Source organism: Bellilinea sp., from assembly GCF_053501535.1.
Genome location: NZ_JBRCOK010000048.1, coordinates 1 through 17,489, shown reverse-complemented (window position 1 = coordinate 17,489; position 17,489 = coordinate 1). Strand labels below are relative to the sequence as shown.

The 17,489-nt window shown below is 45.9% G+C and carries 18 protein-coding genes and 1 tRNA gene; 8 read left to right on the top strand and 11 right to left on the bottom strand.

All coding sequences use genetic code 11. The features are described from left to right. Positions 1-70 precede the first annotated feature (70 nt). The 4 genes from ACWIZX_RS05355 to ACWIZX_RS05340 all read left to right on the top strand — a co-directional run bounded on the left by ACWIZX_RS05355 (position 71) and on the right by ACWIZX_RS05340 (position 4,445). Positions 71-1,579 carry a hypothetical protein gene (locus ACWIZX_RS05355; protein ID WP_448335056.1) on the top strand — a complete coding sequence of 503 codons (1,509 nt, stop codon included), beginning with the start codon at positions 71-73 and terminating at the stop codon, positions 1,577-1,579. Between the two features lie 100 nt (positions 1,580-1,679). Further along, positions 1,680-2,732 (top strand): sensor histidine kinase, encoded by a 1,053-nt coding sequence (locus ACWIZX_RS05350; RefSeq protein WP_322793612.1) that lies wholly within the window; start codon positions 1,680-1,682, stop codon positions 2,730-2,732. 31 nt (positions 2,733-2,763) lie between these two features. Continuing rightward, on the top strand, positions 2,764-3,933 hold the full coding sequence (locus ACWIZX_RS05345; protein ID WP_448335055.1) for a 6-phosphofructokinase: 1,170 nt from the start codon (positions 2,764-2,766) through the stop codon (positions 3,931-3,933). 8 nt (positions 3,934-3,941) lie between these two features. Then, positions 3,942-4,445, top strand: coding sequence for an NUDIX hydrolase (locus ACWIZX_RS05340; RefSeq protein WP_322793610.1), 504 nt, complete (start codon positions 3,942-3,944; stop codon positions 4,443-4,445). Here ACWIZX_RS05340 and rsmD read toward each other — a convergent pair whose 3' ends face one another. From rsmD to ACWIZX_RS05310, 6 genes are read right to left on the bottom strand one after another with little or no spacing between them, the layout of a single operon-like run. Next, complete coding sequence (gene rsmD / locus ACWIZX_RS05335) at positions 4,446-5,009, bottom strand: 16S rRNA (guanine(966)-N(2))-methyltransferase RsmD (protein WP_322793609.1); 564 nt, start codon at positions 5,007-5,009, stop codon at positions 4,446-4,448. After that, the gene (locus ACWIZX_RS05330) at positions 5,006-5,974 is read right to left on the bottom strand and encodes a uroporphyrinogen decarboxylase family protein (RefSeq protein WP_448335099.1); all 969 of its coding nucleotides are present in this window, start codon (positions 5,972-5,974) and stop codon (positions 5,006-5,008) included. Before ACWIZX_RS05330 ends, rsmD begins: the two co-directional genes overlap by 4 nt. Positions 5,975-6,003: 29 nt before the next feature. Next, entirely contained in the window at positions 6,004-7,194 is a 1,191-nt protein-coding gene (locus tag ACWIZX_RS05325; RefSeq protein ID WP_448335054.1) for an ATP-binding protein, read from the bottom strand. Between the two features lie 13 nt (positions 7,195-7,207). Further along, a complete protein-coding gene (locus tag ACWIZX_RS05320) occupies positions 7,208-7,747 on the bottom strand; it encodes a GtrA family protein (protein WP_322793607.1) in 540 nt (179 codons plus the stop codon). After that, positions 7,669-8,628 carry a UDP-glucuronic acid decarboxylase family protein gene (locus tag ACWIZX_RS05315; protein WP_448335053.1) on the bottom strand — a complete coding sequence of 320 codons (960 nt, stop codon included), beginning with the start codon at positions 8,626-8,628 and terminating at the stop codon, positions 7,669-7,671. Before ACWIZX_RS05315 ends, ACWIZX_RS05320 begins: the two co-directional genes overlap by 79 nt. Before the next feature lie 26 nt (positions 8,629-8,654). Beyond that, positions 8,655-9,995 carry a G5 domain-containing protein gene (locus ACWIZX_RS05310; protein WP_448335098.1) on the bottom strand — a complete coding sequence of 447 codons (1,341 nt, stop codon included), beginning with the start codon at positions 9,993-9,995 and terminating at the stop codon, positions 8,655-8,657. A gap of 346 nt (positions 9,996-10,341) precedes the next feature. Between ACWIZX_RS05310 and scpB the strand changes: the two genes are divergently transcribed. Both scpB and ACWIZX_RS05300 read left to right on the top strand, forming a co-directional pair. Continuing rightward, a complete protein-coding gene (scpB, locus tag ACWIZX_RS05305) occupies positions 10,342-10,917 on the top strand; it encodes an SMC-Scp complex subunit ScpB (protein WP_322793604.1) in 576 nt (191 codons plus the stop codon). Between the two features lie 3 nt (positions 10,918-10,920). After that, positions 10,921-11,742 (top strand): pseudouridine synthase, encoded by an 822-nt coding sequence (locus tag ACWIZX_RS05300; protein WP_448335052.1) that lies wholly within the window; start codon positions 10,921-10,923, stop codon positions 11,740-11,742. Here ACWIZX_RS05300 and ACWIZX_RS05295 read toward each other — a convergent pair. Next, on the bottom strand, positions 11,709-12,410 hold the full coding sequence (locus tag ACWIZX_RS05295) for a hypothetical protein (RefSeq protein ID WP_322793602.1): 702 nt from the start codon (positions 12,408-12,410) through the stop codon (positions 11,709-11,711). The two genes, ACWIZX_RS05300 and ACWIZX_RS05295, sit on opposite strands and share 34 nt — an antisense overlap. Before the next feature lie 14 nt (positions 12,411-12,424). Further along, on the bottom strand, positions 12,425-13,459 hold the full coding sequence (gene plsX, locus ACWIZX_RS05290; protein ID WP_448335051.1) for a phosphate acyltransferase PlsX: 1,035 nt from the start codon (positions 13,457-13,459) through the stop codon (positions 12,425-12,427). An 80-nt stretch (positions 13,460-13,539) separates the two neighbouring features. On the opposite strand from plsX, the gene ACWIZX_RS05285 reads away from it, so the two are divergent. Beyond that, positions 13,540-13,621, top strand: a tRNA-Leu gene (locus ACWIZX_RS05285). A 41-nt stretch (positions 13,622-13,662) separates the two neighbouring features. On the opposite strand, the gene ACWIZX_RS05280 is transcribed toward ACWIZX_RS05285, so the two are convergent. From ACWIZX_RS05280 to ACWIZX_RS05270, 3 genes are read right to left on the bottom strand one after another with little or no spacing between them, the layout of a single operon-like run. Continuing rightward, a complete protein-coding gene (locus tag ACWIZX_RS05280) occupies positions 13,663-14,571 on the bottom strand; it encodes a polyprenyl synthetase family protein (protein ID WP_322793600.1) in 909 nt (302 codons plus the stop codon). 59 nt (positions 14,572-14,630) lie between these two features. After that, on the bottom strand, positions 14,631-15,512 hold the full coding sequence (locus tag ACWIZX_RS05275) for a TatD family hydrolase (RefSeq protein ID WP_448335050.1): 882 nt from the start codon (positions 15,510-15,512) through the stop codon (positions 14,631-14,633). Next, positions 15,437-16,861 (bottom strand): phosphoglucomutase/phosphomannomutase family protein, encoded by a 1,425-nt coding sequence (locus tag ACWIZX_RS05270; protein WP_322793598.1) that lies wholly within the window; start codon positions 16,859-16,861, stop codon positions 15,437-15,439. The genes ACWIZX_RS05275 and ACWIZX_RS05270 overlap by 76 nt, the downstream gene beginning before the upstream one ends. 141 nt (positions 16,862-17,002) lie before the next feature. Here ACWIZX_RS05270 and ACWIZX_RS05265 point away from each other — a divergent pair. After that, positions 17,003-17,489, top strand: a 487-nt coding sequence (locus ACWIZX_RS05265) for a cysteine desulfurase family protein (protein ID WP_448335049.1), incomplete at its 3' end; no start/stop codon positions are given.

Sequence of the window (17,489 nt, the reverse complement as noted above, 5' to 3'; positions counted from 1 at the left end):
TTGGTTTTGGTATTCAGCGGGAGTGTTTTTTGTCGCAATCAGTTCGCTGTTTCAACAGGGACCGGGTTACATGGATGTGGCTTATTACACGGTTGGCGGTCTGCAGATCTTTGAAGGAAAAGGTTTTGTCGAACCGTATCTGTGGAATTATTTGTCCGAGCCAAAAGGTTTGCCATTTCCAGCCTTTACTTACTGGATGCCGTTGCCCTCTTTGCTTGCTTTTTTCGGCATGTGGATTGGGCGTTCGGCTCTATTCTTCTGGGCTAAACTGCCATTTATATTATTGACCGGTTTGCTGCCCGTGTTGAGTGTTTATATGGCAAGATGCTTATTAAAAAACCCGGGGTATGCATGGATTGCAGGCGGGCTGGCGGTAATACCCGGAATTTACATAATCTACCTGCCGCTGCCGGAAACATTTGTTCCGTACATGATTGGAGGAGGTCTGTTCGTCATCGTTGCCTTCCTGGCGAATTTCAGGTGGTTGGGAAATTGGGATAGTTTACAAAGATTTTTCCTGTTGGGTTTGATAGCCGGATGGATGCATTTGACGCGGGCAGACGGCTTGCTCTGGTTGTTTGCAGCAGCGGGGATTGTGATTGGGAGGACATATCCGTGGAATTTGCCAGATAAATTGCGCGTAGCCATAATGGGGACTGTTGTTTTACTTGCTGGATATCTTGTTTTGACCGGAGCGTGGTACTATCGAAATTGGTTGTTTTTTGGGGGATTGTTCCCGCCCGGCAATACTAAAAGTCTCTGGTTGACTGATTACAATGAACTTTATTCTTATCCAAACGATCATTTGAATTTTTCATACTGGCTGAAATCGGGATGGGAAGCCATCTTCAAGGCGAGGGTGAATGCGTTGGGAATAAATCTTCAGAACTTCCTAGCGGTTCAGGGGTCAGTAGTCCTTGTTCCACTCATTTTATTGGCGATTTGGAGCAGAAGAAAACTGGCCATGGTAAAGTTTGGAATACTAATGTGGGGTGTAATTTTAGGAATCATGACGATTGTTTTTCCCTTTGCGGGTTCCCGCGGTGGTTTTTTACATTCTGGTGCAGCGACTCAGATTTTCTTCTGGGTCATGGCAGTTGTTGGTCTTGAACAATGGATTTTGTGGATGAGAAAGATCCGTGGCTGGAATTTATCCTTTGCGATTTCCTTGTTTGGCCTTTTTCTGATTTTGGTAAATACCGGCATCTCAATCTGGTTTTTCCAACAACGTGTATTGGGGGGTGGGAATGATCCGATCTGGAATCGAAGTATTGAGCGATATCAGAAGGTCGCACAAAGATTAGGCGAACTTCGTATAACCAACGATGCGTTGGGTATGGTCAACAATCCGCCCGGTTATTACTGGGCGACCAGGATGCCCAGTATTGTCATCCCTGATGGGGATATAAACCATTCGCTTGCAGCGGCCAGCAAATTTGGCGCCAGCTATCTTTTATTGGAACAGGATCAGGAAAATTTGATTGACCTGTATCAAAACCCGAAAGATTCCAGCAACTTGCAATACCTTGAAACTTTTAATAATGTCCATATTTTCCTAGTACTTCCGCGCGCGGATTGAGTTTCATCTGGCAAGGAATTATTCTAAAAATTTATAACACCAATCGCAGGTTATGCTATACTTGGCATGATTTTCAAGTTGTTCAGAAAAGAGGTTTTCTATGAGTGATCATTTGAGCAGCCAGGATTTTCAAACTGAATATATTTCTGAATTACAAGCGGTGGACAGCAAATACCAAGAAAAATTAAAAGAAAATGAGTTGATGCTCAATCAACTAAATTTAGAACTCAATAAGTTAAGTGAATTAAACAGGCAAAAAACGGCCCAATTGAACATGGTTAAAGCCCAACTTGACAAAATGTCAAAAGAAGATATTACCAGGGCGTATGATGAAATGATCGATTCGCAGCGAAACATGTTCATCAAAAAAAACCAGTTTGAAAAACTGCAAATAGAAAAGAAAAATTTGGAAGAAATCCTGGCTTTTATTGAGAATACAAAAAAATTCCTGGAAGAAGGTACTGGCAGTTTTGGTGCCCAACGAGGTACTGCATTGCTGGAAAAATTAATTGATGCTCAGGAAGCAGAGCGTCAGCTACTTGCAAGGCAAATGCATGACGGGCCTGCACAGGCACTTTCGAACTTTATCGTTCAAACCGAGATTGCCAGCCGATTGTTTGAAATTGATCCGACTCGGGCCAAACAGGAATTAGAGAATCTCAAGGCTTCTGCATTGAGCACATTTCAAAAAGTCCGTTTGTTTATTACGGATTTGAGACCAATGATGCTGGATGACATTGGCTTATTCCCAACGCTGAGGCGATACATCGAGAATTTTCAAAACGAAAGCGGAATTGAAACAAAACTTGATGTCATGGGGTCAGAAGGGCGTTTAGAACCCTATATTGAAGTGTTGATTTTCCGTTCCTTGCAGGAAATCATTGGAAATGCCGCACGGCATAATGCGGATTTACCCCGTAAATTGAAGATTGAAATCTCAATCATAATGGAACCAAAATTGATCAAGGTACAGGCCCGAGATGACGGAAAGGGATTTGATCCTTCCAAAGCAATGAGCGGCAGGGGGTTGGGGCTGAAGCTGATCAAAGAACGAGTTGAGATGCTGGGTGGTTATTTTAATCTTGAGTCTCGTATTGGGAGCGGCACAGTTGTAACCTTCCAGATTCCTTATTCTCACCAAAAGACATCATAAGACATTATTATTTTTCCATGTGGAGGTAAACATGACAAAGACTCTCGGTATTCTGACCGGCGGTGGTGATGTGCCGGGATTGAACCCCTGCATTAAGGCGGTTGTGATGAACGCTTTAGAGCAGGGTTACCGTGTAATCGGTATTCGACGAGGATGGGCAGGATTACTGCATTACAACCAGAACGAGCCTTCCACACGCGAGTATTATGTGCGGGAATTGCATGAGGAAGATGTTCGCACCATAGACCGAACAGGTGGAACTGTTTTACATACTTCCCGTACGAATCCTCAGCGAGTATCACCAAAAGATGCACCGGACTTTCTCAAAAACTCCAGTTACGGCAAAAAAGTTGCCGGTGAAGAAAAAATTGATTACACCGATTATGTGCTTGAGGTGTTGGGAAATTTAGGGATTGACGTGTTGGTGCCGATTGGCGGGGATGATACCTTATCCTTTGCAGTCCGATTGCACAAAGAGGGTTTTCCGATTGTGGCATGCCCGAAGACGATGGATAACGATATTTTTGGCACTGATTACTGTATTGGCTTCTCAACTGCAGTAACCCGTAGCGTTGAGTTTATCACCAATATGCGTACCTCGGTTGGCTCTCACGAGAGAATCGGCGTGGTTGAATTGTTTGGGAGAAATTCTGGAGAAACCAGTCTTATCACAGCCTACCTGGCTTACGTTGACCGTGCGATTATTTCTGAAGTACCGTTTAACATGCAAAAGTTGGCTGATTTCCTGATGGCTGACAAGCGCCGTAACCCCTCCAATTATGCAATAATGACAATTTCCGAAGGGGCAGTCATGGAAGGCGGGGAAGTTGTCGAAAGCGGAGAAGCGGATCCCTTTGGGCACCGCAAATTGGGGGGGATCGGTCAGATTGTATGTGAGGAGATCAAACGCCTGACCGGTCAACATACCATGTATCAGCAACTGGCATATTTGATGCGTTCAGGTGCCCCTGACTCTTTAGATCGAATGGTGGCAATGTCTTTCGGCACGATGGCAGTGCAACTGATTCGACGCAATGAAACCGGTAAAATGGTAGCCTTACATGGTGGAAAATACACCACCGTACCGATTGAGATGGTTCTGGCGGGCAGAAAACGAGTGGATGTTCCTGCCTATTACGATATTGAAAATTACAAACCAAAAATTCGGGATTTTATGGGCGTTCCCATGTTCTTGAGTTAAAACTCATCATGCCCAAAAAAGACCAAGGTGTCAGCAACAATCGGTTTCGTATAATCCCGCGTACATTGATCTTCATTACACGGGGAGACCGATTGTTGCTGATTAAAGGCCATCCACAAAAGCGAATTTGGGCGAACCTGTACAACGGCATTGGGGGACATATCGAGCGCGGAGAAGATGTTCTCGCCGCAGCCAGGCGCGAACTGAAGGAAGAAACCGGACTGGATGTAGCGGAACTAAGGCTGTGTGGAATCGTGATGGTTGATGCAGGGGAGGATACTGGGATCGGATTATTTGTTTTTCGGGGGGAAACCGATCAACAATCTCTCCAAAATTCCGAAGAAGGTAAATTGGAGTGGATACCCGTGGATCACTTGACCGAATATCCTTTGGTGGAAGATTTGCCGATTCTAATCCCCAAAGTATTAAAAGCCGAGCAGGGTGGAGAAATCTTTTTTGCGCATTACTGGTATGATGAGCACGAGCGTCTGAGAATCGATTTTTCGAATTGATTACTTCTTGCTTTTTTCATAAAAAACAAGCAGCGTGCTGCCGTAACGACGCTGATCAAACTCGCTGAAGTTATTGAGAGCCAGTTCTTCATACTCCACAGGATCTATTTGAACGATCACCCAGCCATCACTGGCCAGCCATTCGTGGTTTTGATCCAGTTTGAATAAAATTTCTTTCCAAAGATTTTTATATTGCGGGGGGGCGATAAAAATATAGTCAAATGGTTGTGAAGGGACACCGGAGAGAAGGGAGAAAGCATCCTGCTGGCTTACTTTTGCGTTTTCTTTGAGCCGGGTGTGTTCCAGGTTGGCACGAATGGTTGCAACAGCCAGCCGATGAATATCATTCAGGTGAACAAAGGATGCCCCTCGACTCAGAGCCTCTATGCCTACACTGCCGGTGCCGGCAAATAAATCCAGTAATGATGCGTTTTGGATGTCCGTTCCAATGATATTGAACAGGGCTTCTTTCACGCGGTCAGTGATCGGCCGTGTGATGTTGCCCGGCACACCCTGCAAGCGCATTCCTCTCGCTTTCCCGGAAATAATGCGAGGGTTACTCATTGCCTTTGCGTTTCGACTGCGCGCCGGGCGGCTAATATATTGCCATGAGGAGTTATTACAGGAATTACACAGCCTGTACCCAGAATAAAACGCCTGGCTGAAGTTTGGGAAATAGCCTCTTTCGCTTCCTGTAATACTGCTTCGGGTGTACCTAAAACCATCGTTTCCCATTGTTTTAATCCCCCACAAACAATCCCCTTAAAATGATTTTGGGCTTCGCTCAGTGAGGGTAGGGTTTGGCGATCATGCCAGTTGAGTACTTGCACAGGGTAATCGTCAACCTGATCAAACATGATATTTTCGCCGTGAATATGACCTATGTTTAACCAGAGGGATTTAGCTGCGTCGAGAATCTGTAAATCGTAATAACGCCCAAAGGTTTGAAATTCTGCAACCGATAAGATATTGTATTGAGCATGTTGAACGGCATAAAAAATCCCATCTATACCAATTTTCTTCAATTCTTCCACAAATGCCAGCGTCGTCTGCGTGATAATTTCAAGACCCTTTTCGACCGCCTCTGGGCAGGCGCGGATATGATATAACAAATCGTGCTTGCCGACTAAATTTTTGGCTTGCGAAAGAGGGCTGAAAATGGTTTGGATGATTGGGGTTGACTTTGAAAATTCCTTGATGAGCAATTTGAGACAATCAAGCATTTGGCCCAAATATCCCTGGCGCGGATTTAACACCTCTAATTTTTCCCAGTCTTCAAAATTCTTAATGACTGGTTCTTGATAATCGCGGGTGCCTTCCGGGTTGCCGCGCCACACATCCGAAACCCCCCAATCCTTGATACAGTATGAAGAAGCCGGCGTCACCTTGATAAAATCGAAATCATAGATGTTTTGAAATTGGGTAATTGCAGCTGCAAGAGATTCGGGTTTCTGATCATCCACAGGAAAATGCCGCCACAGAGCTACCGGAGGACGATCGGCAAGGTCGCCGCTTAGACAAATTTCCATCCGATTTCGATGTGAAATTTCGCTCATTCTCAACCCTCTCTAATCGATTCTTTTATTACTTCACTAATTTGCTTTTCAATTTCCTGTTCTTCTTCTTTTCGTCCCTGAAAGTAATCATTCATAAAACGGGAGCGGCGCAAACGCAATGCCATTGGGGCAACCTGACGCAAATCCTCACTGGTTACTATCATTCGATTATCGGCAGCTGCGTAAGCACGGGCCGCTTCAAATAATGTGATTTCGGCGCGGAGTGAGTCTATTTGCATTTTTTGAATCAGTTGAATGCCCTGTCTGGCAACCTCCTCTGGCAGTTCAACACTGGAGAGAATTTGTTTGGCAAGTGCAATTTCTTCGGCTGCCAATGCCGATTCGGCTTGATAGAGGGAAACCATCTTCCGCGGATTTTGGCGGTATAGATGTGTACGGCGATAGGCTTCCAGTCGTTCTTGGGGTTCATCCAATCCTTTGACGATCACTCGCAATCCAAAGCGATCCATGATTTGTGGGCGTAGATTGCCTTCTTCTGGATTCATGGAACCAATCAAGGTGAATCTTGCCCGGTAAGTGGCGCTGACCGGGCCGCGACGAACGGTGTAATTGCCGCTGGCCGACGCATCTAATATGGCGTCAATAATCTCATCTGCCAGAAGGTTGACCTCGTCAGCATAGAGGATGTTCAAATCGGCATGGGCGAGGATGCCGCGCTTTAATTTCAATCGGTCATGTACTGCGGCCCGTTCATCAATACCGCCAATCACGTCTTCCAGCTTGGCATTGAGCGGTAGTTCGACCAGTTTTACGCGGTCTTGAATGGTTAGCGGTTTACCCTCGGCAAATTTTTTGGCACAATCGGGACAAACGCCATCCATTCCAAATGCCTCAATGTCCTCGGGCAGGCAGCCATAAAAACAGGCACTTCGTTCAACTGGCGGCAACAAATCGATCAGGGAGCGAACGGCGGTTGTTTTACCAGTACCACGCGGACCAATGAGCAAAACCCCGCCAATCTCCGGATTGATAAGTGTGAGGCAGAGGGCAATTTTCATTTCCCTTTGACCGACCAATGCCAGAAAGGGAAACGGTAAAACTTCGGCGTAGCCAGCATCTTCTTGGGGAATCTGTTCTTTGATGCTCCTTCCGGAAACAAGATCAATTAATTCCCGCAAGGAGCGAATATTGGTAGGGGTGAAAGAAGAATTATCAGCTGGCGCTTCCGTCATTTTGATCTATTCTTTAAGCATTGACATCATTGTAAGTCCAATATCGGTTGGCAATGAAGTTCCATATCATTACCGTTCCAATAACGACCGCCAAAGCGATATTGTGTGCAATCACAACAGGCGTTACCGTATCTTTTGGAAACCAACCTGAAATCAAGCGTATCAAGAAGCCTTCTAACCATAAGAAGATTGGAGTGCGGATCGTTAAACCGATTACACTGACAATCACAAATTGTGTCCATTGTCGAATGAGAGATTTGCTACGAGAGTCCGGGTAGGTCCACAGCCGATTCCAGGTAAAGTTACTGAAAACGGCCAGAGTAAAGGAAATTGCCTGTGCAAAGACCGCGTTATCGCGAAAGTAAGGAAAAGAATGGGTGAGAAAATTAAAAACGCCAAAATCAATGACTGCCCCAACCGCTCCAACAATCGCAAAACGAATGAAACGGGTCCGTTCACGGGTATTTGTCAAAATCATTCCAATCCCAGTTTCTTTTTGAAGTAAGGAATTGTTTTTTTGATGCCTTCTTCCAATGAAATTGTTGGCTGCCATTTCAAAATTTCCTTTGCTCGGGTAATGTCGGGGCGGCGTCGTTGGGGATCATCCCCTAAACGCAAGTGATCTTTCCTGATGATGCCAGCCTGGTTGCCGACCAAGCGGTTTATGGTTTCTGCAAATTCTAGTATTGTAATTTCAGCAGGATTGCCAATATTAACCGGTAAATGTTCATCGGACATTAATAACCGGTAAATTCCCTCAATCAGGTCGTCCACATAACAGAAACTACGCGTTTGTGAACCATCCCCATAAACCGTGAGGGGTTCTCCACGTAAGGCTTGCTGGATAAAATTCGGAACAACCCGCCCATCGTCCAATCTCATCCTTGGGCCATAAGTATTAAAAATGCGGACAATTCGGGTATCAATTCCGTGGTAGCGGTGGTAGGCCATGGTCAGTGCTTCGGCAAAGCGTTTGGCTTCGTCATATACTGAACGGACTCCAATTGGATCTACATGTCCCCAATAGGTTTCTTTTTGGGGATGTTCAAGGGGATCACCGTAGATTTCACTGGTTGAAGCGAGCAGGTAACGTGCATTTTGGGCACGTGCCACTCCAAGTGTATTGTGAGTGCCCAACGCTCCAGCCTTCATGGTTTGAATGGGCAGGTTGGTATAACCGTAAGGGGAAGACGGGTTGGGGCTGGCAGGTGAGGCGAAATGTAAAACGGCATCAATTTTACCCGGTACGAAAATAAAATTTGCCACATCGTGACGGATAAACTCAAAACGGGGGTTGTTGGCAAGATGGGCAAGGTTATCCGGACTGCCGGTAATAAAATTGTCCATTCCAACTACTGAATGACCTTCATTGAGCAATCGTTCACAAAGATGGGAACCTAAAAATCCTGCTGCTCCGGTTACTAAAATTCTCATGGGTTTGAAACCTTTCTGATCATAAATTATTTCCAGTCAATACGGGTAATCAGGTTATCACCGGTAACCTGTCTGGGCTGCCAATCTTCCGTGGAGATAAGCCAGACATTTCCTTGATAGATAAAGCCGACAAATGATTGAATCGAAGAAGATGTTGCGGGTGACCAAACGACTTTTTGTGGATCTAATCCGGTACCCCCTTCGGTTGGGAAAATTACCTTACGGTTTGAGCCATCAGGTTGCATGACAACCAAACGATAACGGCTGTTTTCGCTCTGCTCTGGAAAAATTGCTTCCAGGTATGCGAGCCAGGTTTGGTTTTCTTTCATGACTTTAGACATGCTCGGGTAAGCGAACATACCCGTTTGTGAAACTAATTTTACCAGTGGTCCTGATGGAAGGATGTACGCATTCAAATCAAAAAGTGGAGAGGATTCAGGTTCGTTGATGCCAGACATTGGGGCATGGTTGACCAGAAAGAGGACTTTTCCATCTGGACTCCACTCTACACCGGGCACCCATGCCCAGTCGGAGCGCGTTTGAAAAGGTAATAGGGTGATGAGAGGGTCGAGGGTGCCATCGGATTCGTTAACCAGTCCAACAGCATCTGGCCGCGAATAAGCAATTGAATTTGCCGACGGAGAAATATGGAAAGAAGTACCCCACCATCCGTAAATACCCCCTGCATTTGTTTCGATGATGCTTTCATCACGAACTACCCTGCCAGAAGCGTTGAACACCAATCGTCTCAAATCATTGTTGGCCTGCCAGCCGGGTGCGGTTGGGCGGGGTTCAACAGTAGAGTACAAGATAGTAGCCGTCCGATTAGGCAGCCATTCTGCAAAGTGAATGATATTTGCTGCATTGAGATTAATGGGTTGGGCATTTTCCTGGTCTAAATTGATTACCCAGAGAGAGTTAATTTCATTTTCTGTGTTTGATTTACGGGTAAATAAAAGCCATTCCCCATTCGGGGATAAGCTGAATACCCGTCCGTCTAAATCGCCAAAGGTTATAATGGGACGCCGCTGACGAGTGTCTCGTTCAATGAGCCAGGCATTACCTGCGGTCAGGTAGGCAAGTTTTCCCGGAATTTCTATTGGAACGAATGGTGATTGAATGCCAATCATTAAAATTTCTGGTTTGGCTTCTTTGATAATTTCGATCTTAAAGATGGAACGAGAGGTTTCTACCTCGTTTTCAATCAAACGACGATAAGTTACTTGCTGAATGCCATTTTCACCCGGTTGAACCAATAAGGATTCACCCTCCGGGAGGTTTTCATTTTTTACGGTTTGCCGTTCAAACGGAATAACAATTTCTTCCTGCTCAAATTCTTCGCGAACGCGGGTAATTGTGATGGTCACCGGTTCAGTTATAAGTGAAAATGAAGGCGGGTCAGTTCGATCCAGTGCACCCAGCTCAATTTTTGCAATTTGCAAGGCGTCTAAAACAGATGACCCAAATGGAACACCTGCTTCAATGCGATTGTTGATGTCCACAACCGTAACCGAAACCCTATCAGCGGCATTGGTTTGAGGTGAGTTACACGCCGTCAAGGAAAATAGCGTAACTACCACTCCGAAGAAGTGGAAAAGGAAATAATTCAGCCCTCTGTTGAGTTGAGTTTTGGTCACAAGACTGGCAATCGTATTCGTTTTTATCTGATTCAAGTATAATCAGCCAAGATTAATTGAACAGGCATATTATAGCATGAGTGAAGCGAACCTACCCAAGGATCAATATCCGTTGGAATCCAAACTGGAAGCCTTGTTGTTCGTTGCACCTTCGCCAGTGAATGTCCATCAGCTTGCTGAGGCGATTGGGGTAAGCACAGAAGAAGTGGAACAGGGTTTACGAAGGTTGTCGCAAACTTTTCAGCAAGGGCGTGGGTTGCGTATTCAATTTTTTCAAGGAAAGTATCAACTGACGACAGCTGCGGATCTGGCATCCTTAGTCGAGCGATTTTTAGGTTTAGAGGCAACCAGTCGCCTTAGCAGGGCGGCCTTAGAAACCCTGGCGATCATTGCCTACCGTCAGCCAATTACACGTCCGGGAATCGATGCAGTGCGAGGGGTGAACAGCGATGGTGTGTTGAAAAGTCTGCTTTCAAAAGGGCTGGTCCAAGAAATTGGCCGGGCAGAAGGTCCAGGACGCCCGATTCTTTACGGCACGACGATGGATTTTTTGCAGCACTTTGGTTTGAATTCATTAGATGATTTACCTCCCTTCGAGCTGCTTGAGCAAGAAGGTGTCAGTCCAGAAGAACAAAGATTGTTGAAGGATTAATCAATGGCGGAAGAAAGAGTGCAAAAAATTTTATCCAGAGCAGGTTTCGGATCAAGGAGAGCCTGTGAGGTATTAATTGCCGATGGTAGAGTAAAGGTCAATGGAGAATTGATTTCGCTTGGTGCAAAAGCAGATGTTGAAAAAGATGAAATTACTGTAGATGGACAACCAATTCCAAAACCAAGTGGAAAGAAAATTTACATTGCCCTGCACAAACCGCGCGGAGTGCTCTCGGATGATGTGAAGGGTACCGAAAGAAAGACGGTGTTTGACCTTGTTCCTTTGCCGGAACATTTATTTGTGGTGGGGAGACTGGATTACGACAGCGAGGGATTGATTCTCTTAACCAATGATGGTGAATTGGCCAATCGGCTTACTCATCCGCGATACGGACATGAAAAAGAATACCGGGTTTTGCTTTTCACTAAACCCGATGAAGAGCAGCTGGAAATCTGGCGACGAGGGGTTGTTCTCCCGGATGGAAGCCGTACCGCTCCCGCGCAGGTTACTGTTGAAGGGGAAGCAGGAAAAGGGGTCTGGCTGCGCGTAATCATGCGTGAAGGTAAAAAGAGACAGATTCGCGAAATCGGGAAAACCATCGGTTTGCCTGTGAATCGGATTCTCAGGGTTCGGATTGGCAACCTGAAGTTGGGAAATCTCAAACCGGGCGAATGGCGATACCTCAACCCGGCTGAGGTGAGAGAACTTACTGGAACCATTCAACAAAGACGAGAAATCCCCCAAAAAGAGGGATCTCCGAAATACAAATTTACGAGAGAAAAAAAGCAGACTCAGTCCAGATCCTCCTCTGGTAAACCTTTTTGAATTTGCTGGATAAGAGAAAGTACAACCGGCTTTTCCTTCCCTTTTTTACGAATGAAATCTTTGAGTTTTTCTAATGACAGGGCGGGAATTGGAGAATCGCTGGTTTCTAATTTGGCTTTGGGGTTGGTGAAAACCAGGATGGGTTGAATTTCTGGAATTTCCAACTCGGGAAATTTTTTCTTGAGGAATTTGGCTAAATCGCTCGTGGTGTATTGAGCATCCACCTCGGGTCTTCCCAATCCTTCCTGACCAAAAATTTTCAGGTAAAGGTTGCCACCCTTTTGACGAAAGCGGTTTTTACTTTCATCATAAATAATTGTTCCCCCAACCGAAACAGGAATCAGCGCAATAATACCGGCCGGGCCGATGAGTGCGTGCGGGATATCGGTGACATAATGATAGAGGGTGTACTTGTCTTCAAGACCCTTTAATCCAGAGGTGAGTAATTCATCCGGACGGGGGGATCTTCCCCACCGATTGCCAAAGTAGATTCCGATTTGGGTCATCAGAAAGCCGAATAAAAGAGCCCCAAACGTTATGGTAATTTGTTCGGGTTGGGTGAAAGAAAAGTACAAGCCGATGGCAAGTACCAATAGGGCTCCTATGGTCAAAAACTGTCCAATTTTTTTGTTGCGTTTAATCAACTTGGTGTTGGAAACTATCTTCATGGATAAACCTCGATTCAGGATTGGTTCAAAGTATTTCTGGAAATATTTTCGACCATTTCAAGGCGTTCCTGGATTGCGGAACGTAAAGCAGGTAACAGATCTGATTGGACAGCCTGTTGAGCAATTCGAATGGCGCTGTACATGGCGCGGCTGTCGGAGCGTCCATGACCCACAAAAACCAGTCCATCAATGCCTAGCAGTGGGGCAGCGCCAACTTCGGACGGATCCATCATGGCTTTTAGTTTTTGGAAGGCGGGTTTGGCTAACAAAGCACCGATTTTGGTTATTGGAGAGGAAATCAATTCTTCTTTCAAAGTATCCGTGAGTAATTTGGCAACGGCCTCGCTGGATTTTAGGAGGATGTTGCCTGTGAATCCGTCCGTAACAACTACATCGGCACCACCACCAAAAAGTTCCTTGCCCTCGACATTACCAATGAAGTTGAGACCGGATTTTTCCAAAATTGGATAGGTGTCTTTGATCAATTGATTACCCTTGCCTGCTTCTTCTCCGTTGGATAACAACCCAACTCGCGGATTCTGTTTCTTGAGTACCTTTTCTGCGTAAATGCTGCCCATGACTGCAAACTGAAGCAGAAACTCGGGACGGCAATCCGCGTTGGCGCCAATATCCAATACTACACAATGCCCACCTTTTACAGGAAATAAGGCGGTCAGTGCCGGGCGTGCCACACCTTTGATTCGGCCAAGTGTGCGCAACGCGTTGAACATTGCTGCTCCAGTGTTGCCGGCAGTGACAAATGCATCTCCTTGACCTTCTTTGACAAGGTTAAGCCCAACTGCCATCGAGTTTCGAGGTTTACGTTTGGCAGCTTCAACTGGTTTTTCCCCCATTTCCACTAGATCGGGGGCATGTTCGACTCGGATAGGAAGATTTCCCGCATTCAGCTCCTTCAATCTGGGTGTGATTAAATTTTCATCTCCAACCAGAATAATTTCTTCTGAAAATTCTCGAGCTGCAATGACAGCCGCCTGAATTTCCGGATGTGGGAATTGATCTGAGCCCATTGCATCCAAAATTATGGTCATAGCTTCCTCCGTTGGGTTGGGTGTTTATTGGCGGATTTCTTGACATACCACCAGAGCAGATTATAATATCGAAGCCGATTGCGCTGGTGCTGGAATTGGCAGACAGGCATGGTTGAGGGCCATGTGCCGAAAGGCGTGTGGGTTCAACTCCCACCCAGCGCACAAGCCACCTCTAGTTTTAGGTGGCTTTTTTCATTCTCGGGTTATACTTCCCGCCGGGTGATGTAAAGGGTCAGTTCTTCGAGATGGGTTCTTTCAGGACAATGCGGGAGTTTTTGCAAGCAGTGAAATGCTTCTTGACCATAACGTTCCGCTTCTAGAATGGATTGCTCAATAGCATGGCTGTTGCGGATGCGCTCAACCAGTCTTTTGATATCCTCTTCGTAATGTGGGCAATTCCCTTCCAGAATTTGTTGAACCAGTTCATCTTCTTGATGTTCTTCTATATAGTACAGAGTTGGCAGGGTAATCAATCCCTGTCGTAAGTCGCTGCCAACGGGTTTTCCTAATTTGGAAGGATCACTGATAAAGTCCAGAACATCATCCATGATCTGGAATGCCATACCGATGTTGAACCCATACGAGCGGATGGTTTGAATCGTATCTGCCGAAACTGGACTGATCAGCGCGGCACAAGTGGCCGAAGTTTCAAATAAGGAAGCGGTTTTGGCGTATATGCGCTGATAGTAGCCTTCCCGGTCAGCCTGACAACGGCTGGAGAACAATTGGGAAATTTCTCCGTTAACAATGACGCTTAGCGTATTGGAGAACAGACTCATTACCGGTATCGATTCGGTATCGGCAGCTAGTTTTGCAGCCCTGGCGAAGAGAAAATCTCCAGTCAGTACAGTTGCGCCGGGTGACCACTGAGAATTAAGGGTCGGAATCCCACGCCGGAGCAATGCACCGTCAATCAAGTCGTCATGGACGAGGGTGGCTGTATGCAGTAATTCGATGGCTGCAGCCAGTGTAATTAATTTTTCCTGAGGTGCTCCAAGCATTCTGCCCACCAATAAAGTTACTGTTGGCCGAATACGTTTTCCTCCGGATGCCAGCAAGTGTTTGAGGGCTGCCTGTAAGTCAACGTGGTGACCTTCTGCTTGAAATTGCATCAAGTTCTCAACTTGATGAATTTCCTCCTGTACGGGTATGAAAAAGGATGTTGTAGTGCTCAATCGGACGATCTCCATCCAAATAATTGATTACCGTTATTTGTTAGCGTGTTTGCAATTTCTTCCAATGAAAGTGCTTTAAGTTTTGCGATTTTTTGAACAACCAGACTGACCCATGCCGGTTCATTTCGTTGACCTCGATGAGGGTGCGGAGCGAGAAATGGAGAGTCGGTTTCTGCGATCATTGCCTGGGAAGGAATTTCCCGCGTGATTTTCTGGCGCTCTTTTGCATTGTTAAAAGTGACCGGACCGGCAACCCCGATATAAAATCCCAACTGAATCGCTTGATTGGCAGCAACTACGTCGCCCTCATAAGAGTGAAGGACTCCCGGCTTGTTTGCCAGTTTATTGCCCGTTCTCTGTAAGGACTTTACCCATTCTTCGAGAAGCGGCATTAAATCGGGCAGAGCATTTCGGTTATGAATCACCAACGGTTTTGAACTTTCGGCAGCCAGCGCCATTTGAGCCGCCAAAATTTCCTTTTGAAGTGCCGGTTCTACGTAATTCCGATAGTAATCCAAACCAATTTCTCCAATTGCAACCACCTTTGGGTGGCCGATAAGTTCCTTCAAATTTTCGATACTATTGCTTTGCCAGGTGGAGGCACTGTTAGGGTGAACACCTACTGCCGCGTACACGAATTCATATTTCTCGCTGATTTCAACTGCCTTCCGACTGGTTTCTAAATCAATTCCCGGAACCAGAATTCGATCAACGCCTTCCTGTTGAGCGCGGTAGATGACCTGCTCCAGGTCATTTTCGAATTGGTTAAGGTTCAGATGACAATGAGTATCTTGGTAGGCAATCAATTTCGCAATCCAACCAGCTTGAGTCCATCTTCCAAAATCGGTTTTACACGATCTTGATGGGTGGTCTCGCAATAAACACGGATAATGGGTTCTGTTCCGGAAAAACGAATTAATAACCAGCCGCCATCCTCCAACATAAACTTAAAGCCATCCATTGTGTTTAAGCCTGTGACCTTCAGGCCTCCAATGGTTTGAGGTTTGGCCTCGAGAATCATTTTTTCCTTTTCGGATCGGTCGCCAGTAAAACGTGAGTCAACCCGGTCATAGTAGTGTGCACCCACTTTGGAGAAGAGCATGTCAATTAATTCAGATGGTTTTTTATTCAAGCGTACCATCATGTCTAAAATGTACAAACCGGCAAGGATCCCGTCTCTTTCGGGGACATTACCGCGAAAGGCATAACCGCCCGACTCTTCACCCCCAATTAAGGCATTGGTTTCAAGAAATTTGGGGGCAACATACTTGAACCCAACACCGGTCTCATATACGGGAATATCGTAAATCTTCCCCAGCTTTTCGAGCATGCTGGTGGTCGAAAGTGTTTTGACGATTGGTCCGCGCTCTCCGCGAACCTCCAATAAGTACAAGGCGAGGAGCGCATAAACCTGCAACTGATTGATGAAATGACCTTTTTCATCACCAACCCCAACCCGGTCTGCATCGCCATCGGTAATAATCAAGACATCGGCAGATTGTTTGACTGTTTCATTCAATCCAGCGTCAATGTTCGGCGGGATTGGTTCCGGGCGGGTCATTTCCGGGAAAATGGGATTGCGCTGGTTGTGAATTTCGATTACCTGAGTCTTACCGCCGCTCAGGAGGTGAGTGAACCAACCTGCACCATTTCCCCACATGGGGTCAACGAGAATTTTCAAGCCGGCATCGCGAATGGGCTGTAGATCAATTAAGGATTGCAGATGCTTGATGTAATTTGGGGCAGGATCAAAGCGCAGGAGTTGACCGTTCTTTTCGGCCTCTTCGGCAGAAAGATGCTTTACTTCTGCTTCCGAATCTGGAATCAGTGCCTCAATTTGTTTGAGGCCTTCAGGATCAATTGCACCGCCGTTTTGGTCTCTGACCTTGAATCCGTTGTCTGTAGGCGGGTTGTGAGAGGCGGTGATGTTAATTGCTCCTGCAGCCCCTTTATTAACAACCGAAAAAGCAATCACTGGTGTCGGAGTGGCTGATTGCGTCAGATAAACCTTTAGACCATTTCCGCAAAGCACTTCTGCAGCTGCGAGAGCAAAGTTCTCTGATAAAAACCGTTTGTCATGACCGATTACGACCCATTGCCCTTGCTTGCCCTTTTCGATTAAGTAACGGGCAAATCCTTGTGCGCAGCGACGCACGTTAGCAAAGGTATAATCTTCGGCAATAAAACCTCTCCAACCATCGGTTCCGAACTTGATTTTTTGCGGCATGAAGTTCTCCTCCCGAATCAAGCATGTGAGAATAATAACAATCTTCCTCAATTATAACAGGTGATTAATCAGACACAAAATGAATGTCTAAGAATAAGCGTGCTATAATCTACACGGATTGTCTGAATTAGGATGTGATTGATGAAACCATCAATGAAAAAGATTTACATGGATTACGCCGCCACAACACCGGTTGATGAACGGGTGCTTGAAGCGATGCTTCCCTATTTCAGCGGTCAATTTGGCAATCCCTCCTCAATTCATTTGTATGGCCAGGAAGCAGAGGCAGCGCTTGAGGATGCCCGGGAAATCATTGCTCAACAGATGGGTGTTCATTCCAGTGAAATAGTATTTACCGGATGTGGCACAGAAAGTGATAACCTGGCTTTGCGGGGTGTGGCACTGGCTCGAAAATCTAAAACCAGGGCTGACCGCATCCTCATTTCACCGGTTGAACATCATGCGGTTAGTCATACTGCTGAGCAATTAGCCGATCATTTTGGTTTTCGCTTGGAATATTTGAAAGTGGATTCTTATGGGATAGTTGATCCTGATGACTTGCGTAGAAAGATAGACCGGGATGTGGCTATCGTATCGGTAATTTATGGAAACAATGAAATTGGCAGCA